Below are 7,554 nucleotides of genomic sequence, written 5' to 3'. Positions count from 1 at the left end.
AATCTGCTCAACTTTAACCTAGGAAGGTGGTGACAACCACATGCAGGTAAGTGTTCGCGACAACAACGTCGAACAGGCGCTTCGTGCTCTGAAGAAAAAGCTTCAGCGCGAAGGGGTGTTCCGTGAAATGAAGCTCAAGCAGCATTTCGAGAAACCTTCGGTCAAGAAGGCCCGTGAAAAGGCCGAGGCCGTCCGCCGCGCCCGCAAGCTGGCCCGTAAAAAGGCCCTGCGCGAAGGCGCGCTGTAAGACAGCGACCACAACGGTTCGAGAAACCCCCGCATCGCCGGGGGTTTTTCTTTCACACCGGCAGCGCCGTGGTGAAGGCCACCGTGCGCAGCGAGAACGAGGAATGCATCTGCCGCACCCCCGGCAGCTTGGCCAGCCGCTGGCGGTGGATGCGGGCGAAATCGTCGGTGTCCTGGGCCACCACCTTCAGCAGGTAATCCGCCTGCCCCGCCATCAGATGGCATTCCAGCACGTCGGGGATGGTGCGCACCGCGCGCTCGAAAGCCTCAAGCAGTTCATCCGCCTGCCCCGACAGCGTGATCTCGACATAGACCGTGGTCGGGCGTTCCAGCTTGCGCGCATCCAGCAGCGCGACATAGCCGCGGATCACCCCCAGTTCCTCAAGCCGCTGCACGCGGCGGTGACAGGCGCTGGGCGACAGACCGACCTCGGCGGCAAGATCGGCATTGGTCATGCGCCCGTCGCGCTGCAGGACTGTCAGGATGCGGCGGTCCGTTGCGTCCATCTCGATCATGACGGCGATCCTTCTCGCGTTCCGGCCCGGCGCTTGCCGTTGCTGCGACGATAGCCCGGTTTTCCGCCCGCTCTAAGCGAAAACCGCGGTGACCGGCCGAAACTGGCCGGCTCAGGCGTCGCGGGCGCGCAGCGCATCGCGGATCTGGACCAGCAACTCCTCTTGCGTCGGGCCGGCCGGGGCGGCAGCCTCCTGCTCGCGGCGCAGCGTGGCGTTCTGGACCTTGTTCACGCCCTTGACCAGCAAGAACACCGCCCAGGCGATGATCAGGAAATTGATCACCGCCGACAGGAAGGCGCCCCAGGCAAAGACCGCAGCGCCGGATTCGCGGGCGGCGTTCAGGCTGGCGCCCTCGGCGACATTGCCGCGCAGCACCAGGTAATGGCCGCTGAAATCGGTGCCGCCGGTCAGGAGGCCAATGACCGGGTTGATGATATCCGAGACCAGCGAGTTCACGATGGCGGTAAAGGCCGCGCCGATGATGATGCCCACCGCAAGGTCGATGACATTGCCGCGGGCGATGAATTCCTTGAATTCCCTGATCATGTGCCTACCTTTTCCAGTGGTTGCGCGTTCGTGGTCACAGGTTGCCACGGGGATTCCTTCCGGCGCAACATGGCCATTGCGGGAAAAGCACATGACGGCACTTGCAGAATTTCCGATCACCCGGCGCTGGCCGCCGCGGCGCGAGGACGTGATCCAGCTTTATACGCTGAACACCCCGAACGGCATCAAGATCTCGGTCATGCTCGAGGAATGCGGGCTGGACTATGACGCGCACCGCATCTCGATTTCCGATCCCGAGGAGCAGTTCACCCCCGAGTTCCTGTCGCTGAACCCCAACAACAAGATCCCGGCGATGATCGACCCGCAGGGCCCCGAGGGCCGGCCCATCGGCCTGTTCGAGACCGGCGCCATGCTGATCTATCTGGGCGACAAGACCGGGAAATTCCTGCCCGCCGCCGGCGCGGCGCGCTATCACACCCTGCAATGGCTGATGTGGCAGATGGGCGGCGTCGGACCGATGTTCGGCCAGGTCGGCTATTTTCACCGCTACAAGGGCAGCGAGATCGAGGACCCCCGCCCGCGCAACCGCTATTTCAACGAGGCGCGGCGGCTGCTGGGGGTGCTGGACCGCCAGCTTCAGGGCCGGGACTGGATCACTGGCGACTATTCCATCGCCGACATGGCGGTTGGCCCCTGGCTGCGCACCATCCGCACCAGATATGACGCCGAGACCCAGACCGGCATGGACGGTTTCGCCAATGTCCAGGCCTATCTGGCGCGTTTCCTGGCGCGGCCCGCGGTGCAGCGCGGCATCGAGGTCGGCGCCGCCCCGACCTAGAGCAGGCCCCAGATTAGCCGCAGCGCCAGCAGCGTCGAGGTGGTGACCAGGAGCGGCTTGATCACCCGCGCGCCGACGCGCAGGGCAAGCCTTGCGCCCAGCATCGCCCCCGCGACCTGGGCCAGCGCCATCAGCCCGCCCAGCAGCCACAGCGGCTGGCCCACGGCGGCAAAGGCCAGCAGCCCGCCCAGATTCGAGGCGAAGTTCAGCAGCTTGGTATGCGCGGCGGCCTTCAGCACGCCGTATCCCGCCAGCGTCACGAAGCCGATCATGTAAAATGACCCGGTCCCCGGCCCCACCAGCCCGTCATAGAACCCCACAGCCGGCACCACGGTCAGCAAAAACAGCCGCGGCGACATGCGTTCGGCGCGGTCGGTGTCGCCGATATTGGGCCGCAGCGCAAAGAAACCGGCAATGGCGATCAGCACCAGCGGCAGCACATAGGCCAGCGCCGCGGTCGGGATGCGGCTGACCAGCAGCGCACCGGCGAGACCGGCCAGAAAGGCGATCGCCGCCGCCGCCTTCTGCCGGCGCAGGTCCACGAGGCCGCTGCGCGCATAGGAAATGGCCGCGGTCGCGGCGCCGAACACGCCCTGGACCTTGTTCGTGGCCAGCGCCTGCGCCGGCGGCACCCCCGCCAGCATCAGCGCCGGCACGGTGATCAGCCCGCCGCCGCCGGCGATGGCATCGACGAATCCGGCGGCGAATGCGGCGCCGGCCAGCATCAGGGCAAGATCGAGGGTCAGGTCGAACATGGCGATCGGCAGGCCTCAGGCGCGGGGATGGGCGGCGCGATAGACCGCCAGCAGATGCGCGTCATCGACCCCGGTATAGACCTGCGTGGTCGAGAGGCTGGCATGGCCCAGAAGCTCCTGGATGGTGCGCAGGTCGCCCCCCGCCGCCAGCAGATGCGTGGCGAAGGAATGGCGCAGCGCATGCGGGGTGGCGGTGGGCGGCAGCCCGAGGCTCTGGCGCAGCTGCCGCATGGCCGCGGCCATCACCCCTTGACTGAGGCCGCCGCCGCGGGCGCCGCGAAACAGCGGCGCCTCGGGACGCTGCGGCCAGGGGCACAGCCGCAGATAGGCCGCCACCGCCGCATGCGCCACCGGCAGCACCGGCACCTGGCGCTCCTTGCCGCCCTTGCCGCGGATGATCAGCACCTCGCGCAGCGGCCAGTCGCGGCCGCAAAGCGCCAGCGCCTCGGAAATGCGCAGGCCGCAGCCGTAAAGCAGCGTCAGCACCGCGCAGTCGCGGGCGGCGATCCAGGGTTCGGGATGGGCGACGGCGCTCAGCTCCAGCACCCCGCGCGCCTGTTCGGGCGCCAGCGGCCGCGGCAGGCTGCGGGTGAATTTCGGCCCGCGCAGCGCCAGGGCGCGCGAGGCGTCGAAACCATGGCGGTCCGACATCCAGCGGATGAAGCTGCGCGTCGCCGACAGCCGGCGCGCCAGCGAACGGGCGGAAAGCCCGCGCCCGCGTTCGGCGGCGGCAAAGGCGCGCATGTCGCTCTGGGTCAGCGCCGCCAGCGTCGAGGGCAGCGCCGGGCTGGCGTGATAGCCGCCCAGAAAGGCCAGGAAGGCCAGCAGATCGGCCTGATAGGCGCGGATGGTGTGATCCGACAGGTCGCGGGTCGCGCGCTCGCTCTCCAGCCAGCGCGCCAGCGCCTCGGACATGGCCGGGGCCAGCGCCAGAGGCCCGGCCCCCGCGGTCATTGCCTCAGCCAGGAGAGCAGCACCAGCCGCAGCGCCTGCCCGAAAAAGCGCAGCAGGTCGGTGCCCTGCGCCGGCTGGAACCGCCCCGTGTCGGCCGAGCCCAGCAGCAGCAGCGCCGGCCGCCCCGGGCCCAGGTCCAGCGGCACCAGCGCCTCGGACCGGATGGGGGCGCGTGCCTCGCCATGCACCGGCAGCGTGTCATGGACAGCGCGGCGCAGCACGATGTCGTCGGCGCGCGGCATGCGCCGGCCGGCGGCGATCAGCCGCGCCACCGAACCCGGGGCCAGAACCACCAGCGGGCCGCCGGGCGGCGCCTGCCGGCAGCCGATGGGGGATTCCATGACCAGCCGCAGCGTCTCGACGCGCAGGATCGGCGCCACACTGCCCTCGAGATTGTCGAGAAAGCCGGCGAAATCCAGCGGCTCGAGCAGCGCCAGCACGGCGCGGTGCACGGTCTGGGTGCCGGTCTGGTTGTCGAAGGCGGTCGAGATCACCACCTCATGCGCGGTCTCGAGCCGGTCGAGCCGGCTTTCCAGCGCCTGCATGGCGCGGCCGCGGATGTCGATGACATTCTCGCCCAGTTCGGCCTCGCGCGCGCCGATCAGCGCCCGCATCAGGTCGCGGTCGCCCAGGATCAGTTCGGGCCGCGCCAGCAGGTGCCGGCGCAGATCCTCGGCCAGTTCCGACGCGCGCCCCTCCGGCATCAGAGGATCTTCTGCCCGGTCTTGGCCCAGTCGGCGTTGAACAGCTCCAGCCCGCGGTCGGTCAGCACGTGATTCGCCATGGCCTTGATCACCGCAGGCGGGGCGGTGATCACATCGGCGCCGATGCGGGCGGCGTCGGTGATGTGGTTCACCGAACGGATCGAGGCGGCGAGGATCTCGGTCTGGAAATCGTAATTGTCATAGATCTCGCGGATCTGCGCGATCAGGTCCAGCCCGTCGAAATTGTTGTCGTCCAGCCGGCCGATGAAAGGGCTGATGAAGCTGGCGCCGGCCTTGGCGGCGAGGATCGCCTGCGCGGCGGAAAAGCACAGCGTCACATTGACCTTGTGGCCCTTGCCGCTGAGCGCCTTGCAGGCCTTCAGCCCGTCCCAGGTCAGCGGCACCTTGACGGCGATATTCGGGGCGATGGCGGCCAGGTGCTCGCCCTCGCGGATCATGTCATCGGCCTTGCTGGCCACGACCTCGGCGCTGACCGGGCCCTGGACGATGCCGCAGATCTCGCGCGTGACTTCGATGATGTCGCGGCCCGACTTCAGGATCAGCGAGGGATTGGTGGTGACGCCATCGACCATGCCCAGATCGTTCAGTTCACGGATGGCGGCGACATCGGCGGTATCGACGAAGAATTTCATGCGGAAAGCCCTTTTGCAGCTGTCTTGCAACCTTGCCGCCGGGTTTAGCGCATAACGGCGAGCGCGTGAAGTCCGCCGCCGCCGCTTGCGGCCCCTCGGGCCGCCATGCCACAGTTGCGCCCCGATGCCAGCGGAGACCGGATTGCCCGCCCTTGCCCACCCCTGCCGCGAAACCTGATGCAGGCGCCGCCCTTCTATCCCCATGGCGCGCGCATCGGCGTCATGACGCAAGAGGTGGTCGGCATGCTCGACTATCTGGCGCCGGAGGGCGGAGTGCGGCTGGGGCAGCTGGTCGTGGTGCCGCTGGGGCCGCGCCGGGTCATGGGGGCGGTCTGGGGGCCGGGCACCGGCGGTTTCGACGCGGAGCGGCTGCGCCCGGTGGCGCGGCTGGTCGAGGCGCCGCCGCTGACGCCCGAGATGATAGAATTCCTGACCCGGATGGCGGAATACACCCTGACGCCGCTGCCGGCGCTGCTGCGCATGGCGACGCGGGCGCCGGATCTGGACCAGCCGCCCGCGGCGCGGCGCATCATCCACCGCGCCGGGCCGGAACCCGAACGCATGACCGATGCCCGCGCGGCGGTGCTGCGGGTGATCGCCGATCATGGCGGCGCCGGATTTGCGCCCGCGGAACTGGCGCAGTTGGCAGGGGTCAGCGGGGGCGTGGTGCAGGGGCTGGTGAAGGCCGGTACCCTGGCCGAGGTGCTGGCGCCGCGCGATCTGCCCTATGCGCGGCTGGACCCGGACCTGCCCGGCAAGCCCCTGGCCCCGGACCAGCAGGCAGCGGCCGAAAGCCTGCGCGCCGGCCTGCGCGCCGGGGGCTATGCCACCACGCTGCTGCGCGGCGTCACGGGGTCGGGCAAGACCGAGATCTATCTCGAGGCGGTGGCCGAATGTCTGCGGCAGGGCCGGCAGGCGCTGGTGCTCTTGCCCGAGATCGCGCTCTCGGCCGAGTTCCTGAACCGGGTCGAGGCGCGGTTCGGCGCCCGGCCCGGCGAATGGCATTCCGGCATCACCCGCGGCGAGCGCCGCCGCTTGTGGCTGATGGCGGGGCAGAACCATGTCGGCATGGTGGTCGGCGCGCGCTCGGCGCTGTTTCTGCCCTTCGCCGATCTGGGGCTGATCGTCGTCGACGAGGAACACGACAGTTCCTACAAGCAGGAGGACGGAGTTTTCTACAGCGCCCGCGACATGGCGGTGCTGCGCGCCAGCATCGGGGCCGCGCAAGTGGTGCTGGCCTCGGCCACGCCGTCCCTGGAAAGCTGGGTGAATGCGGGCGCGGGGAAATACCGCCGCATCGACCTGCGCGCCCGCTATGGCAGCGCCGAACTGCCCGAGATGGCCGCCATCGACCTGCGCGCCGAGGACATGGCGCCGGGGCGCTGGATCTCGCCGCGGCTGGCGGCCGAGGTCAGCGTCCGCCTGGCCAGGGACGAGCAGGCGCTGCTGTTCTTGAACCGGCGCGGCTATGCGCCGATCACCGTCTGCCGCGCCTGCGGCCAGCAGGTCGGCTGCGACCATTGCGACGCCCGCATGGTCGAGCACCGCTTTCAGAACCGGCTGGTCTGCCACCAGTGCGGCGCCACGAAACCCGTGCCCGTCGCCTGCCCCGGCTGCGGCGTCGAAGGCCGCATGGCCGCCATCGGCCCCGGGGTCGAGCGCCTGGCCGAAGAGGTCGCCGCGCGTTTCCCCGAGGCGCGGGCCAGCGTCCTGTCCTCGGACCTGTTCCATTCCGCCCGCGCGCTGAAAGAGGCCATTGCCGAGATCGGCACCGGCGCGACCGACATCATCATCGGCACGCAGATCGTCGCCAAGGGCCACAATTTCCCGCGCCTGACCCTGGTGGGGGTGATCGACGCCGATCTGGGGTTGCAGGGCGCCGATCTGCGCGCCGCCGAGCGCAGCTTCCAGTTGATGCGCCAGGTCGCCGGCCGCGCCGGGCGCGAGGGCGGCGGCGCGCGGGGCCTGGCGCTGCTGCAGACGCACCAGCCCGATCATGCGGTGATCCGCGCCATTCTCTCGGGCGAGGACGAGGCCTTCTGGGATGCCGAGGCCGCCGCGCGGCAGGCCGCGGGCATGCCGCCCTTCGGCCGGCTGGCGGCGATCATCCTGTCCCATCCCGACCAGCCGGTGGCCGAGGCCCATGCCCGCGAACTGGCCCGCCGCGCCCAGCCGCTGCAGGCGATCGGGGCGGAACTGTGGGGGCCGGCGCCGGCGCCCATCGCCCGCGTGCGCGGCCGTCACCGCATGCGCATGCTGATCCGCGCCCCGCGCCAGGCGCCACTGCAGCAGGCGATCGCGCGCTGGCTGCAATCCGCGCCCAGGCCGCCGGCGAACCTGCGCCTGGCTGTGGACATCGACCCGCAAAGTTTCCTGTAAGGC

General features: G+C 69.8%; 9 protein-coding genes. 3 read left to right on the top strand and 6 right to left on the bottom strand.

The annotated features are described in order from the left end of the window. Positions 1–40: 40 nt before the first annotated feature. Positions 41–247, top strand: coding sequence for a 30S ribosomal protein S21 (gene rpsU / locus WMK75_RS00925; RefSeq protein WP_182792032.1), 207 nt, complete (start codon positions 41–43; stop codon positions 245–247). A gap of 52 nt (positions 248–299) precedes the next feature. Here the strand turns inward: rpsU and WMK75_RS00920 are convergent, their stop codons facing one another. Together WMK75_RS00920 and mscL are read right to left on the bottom strand one after the other, a co-directional pair. After that, positions 300–758 carry an Lrp/AsnC family transcriptional regulator gene (locus tag WMK75_RS00920; protein ID WP_347265776.1) on the bottom strand — a complete coding sequence of 153 codons (459 nt, stop codon included), beginning with the start codon at positions 756–758 and terminating at the stop codon, positions 300–302. A 114-nt stretch (positions 759–872) separates the two neighbouring features. Next, positions 873–1,307, bottom strand: a complete 435-nt coding sequence (gene mscL / locus WMK75_RS00915; protein WP_347265772.1) for a large conductance mechanosensitive channel protein MscL — start codon at positions 1,305–1,307, stop codon at positions 873–875. Positions 1,308–1,398: 91 nt separating this feature from the next. Here mscL and WMK75_RS00910 point away from each other — a divergent pair, with 91 nt between their 5' ends. Next, positions 1,399–2,106, top strand: a complete 708-nt coding sequence (locus tag WMK75_RS00910; RefSeq protein WP_347265771.1) for a glutathione S-transferase C-terminal domain-containing protein — start codon at positions 1,399–1,401, stop codon at positions 2,104–2,106. On the opposite strand, the gene WMK75_RS00905 is transcribed toward WMK75_RS00910, so the two are convergent. The 4 genes from WMK75_RS00905 to fsa are packed head-to-tail and all read right to left on the bottom strand — an operon-like array spanning position 2,103 to position 5,172. Next, positions 2,103–2,861: a TSUP family transporter gene (locus WMK75_RS00905; protein ID WP_347265770.1), complete on the bottom strand. Its 759-nt coding sequence runs from the start codon at positions 2,859–2,861 to the stop codon at positions 2,103–2,105. The two genes, WMK75_RS00910 and WMK75_RS00905, sit on opposite strands and share 4 nt — an antisense overlap. A gap of 15 nt (positions 2,862–2,876) precedes the next feature. Continuing rightward, positions 2,877–3,815 carry a tyrosine recombinase XerC gene (locus WMK75_RS00900; protein ID WP_347265769.1) on the bottom strand — a complete coding sequence of 313 codons (939 nt, stop codon included), beginning with the start codon at positions 3,813–3,815 and terminating at the stop codon, positions 2,877–2,879. Next, entirely contained in the window at positions 3,812–4,519 is a 708-nt protein-coding gene (locus tag WMK75_RS00895) for a DUF484 family protein (RefSeq protein ID WP_347265768.1), read from the bottom strand. Before WMK75_RS00895 ends, WMK75_RS00900 begins: the two co-directional genes overlap by 4 nt. After that, the gene (gene fsa, locus WMK75_RS00890) at positions 4,519–5,172 is read right to left on the bottom strand and encodes a fructose-6-phosphate aldolase (protein WP_347265767.1); all 654 of its coding nucleotides are present in this window, start codon (positions 5,170–5,172) and stop codon (positions 4,519–4,521) included. The genes WMK75_RS00895 and fsa overlap by 1 nt, the downstream gene beginning before the upstream one ends. Before the next feature lie 177 nt (positions 5,173–5,349). On the opposite strand from fsa, the gene WMK75_RS00885 reads away from it, so the two are divergent. Next, positions 5,350–7,551 carry a primosomal protein N' gene (locus WMK75_RS00885; protein ID WP_347265766.1) on the top strand — a complete coding sequence of 734 codons (2,202 nt, stop codon included), beginning with the start codon at positions 5,350–5,352 and terminating at the stop codon, positions 7,549–7,551. Positions 7,552–7,554: the final 3 nt, after the last annotated feature.

It is taken from the genome of Paracoccus sp. (in: a-proteobacteria) (genome assembly GCF_039808215.1).
Lineage (GTDB): Bacteria > Pseudomonadota > Alphaproteobacteria > Rhodobacterales > Rhodobacteraceae > Paracoccus.
The sequence above is the reverse complement of the archived record's forward strand: the minus strand, read 5'-3'. Positions and strand labels throughout refer to the sequence as shown.

What these genes read in the sequence shown, in the direction of transcription:
- rpsU (WP_182792032.1), top strand. Translation starts at nt 41, where the DNA reads ATGCAGGTAAGTGTTCGCGACAACAACGTCGAACAGGCGCTTCGTGCT.
- WMK75_RS00900 (WP_347265769.1), bottom strand. Translation starts at nt 3,815, where the DNA reads ATGACCGCGGGGGCCGGGCCTCTGGCGCTGGCCCCGGCCATGTCCGAG.
- WMK75_RS00885 (WP_347265766.1), top strand. Translation starts at nt 5,350, where the DNA reads ATGCAGGCGCCGCCCTTCTATCCCCATGGCGCGCGCATCGGCGTCATG.
- WMK75_RS00895 (WP_347265768.1), bottom strand. Translation starts at nt 4,519, where the DNA reads ATGCCGGAGGGGCGCGCGTCGGAACTGGCCGAGGATCTGCGCCGGCAC.
- mscL (WP_347265772.1), bottom strand. Translation starts at nt 1,307, where the DNA reads ATGATCAGGGAATTCAAGGAATTCATCGCCCGCGGCAATGTCATCGAC.
- WMK75_RS00905 (WP_347265770.1), bottom strand. Translation starts at nt 2,861, where the DNA reads ATGTTCGACCTGACCCTCGATCTTGCCCTGATGCTGGCCGGCGCCGCA.
- WMK75_RS00910 (WP_347265771.1), top strand. Translation starts at nt 1,399, where the DNA reads ATGACGGCACTTGCAGAATTTCCGATCACCCGGCGCTGGCCGCCGCGG.
- fsa (WP_347265767.1), bottom strand. Translation starts at nt 5,172, where the DNA reads ATGAAATTCTTCGTCGATACCGCCGATGTCGCCGCCATCCGTGAACTG.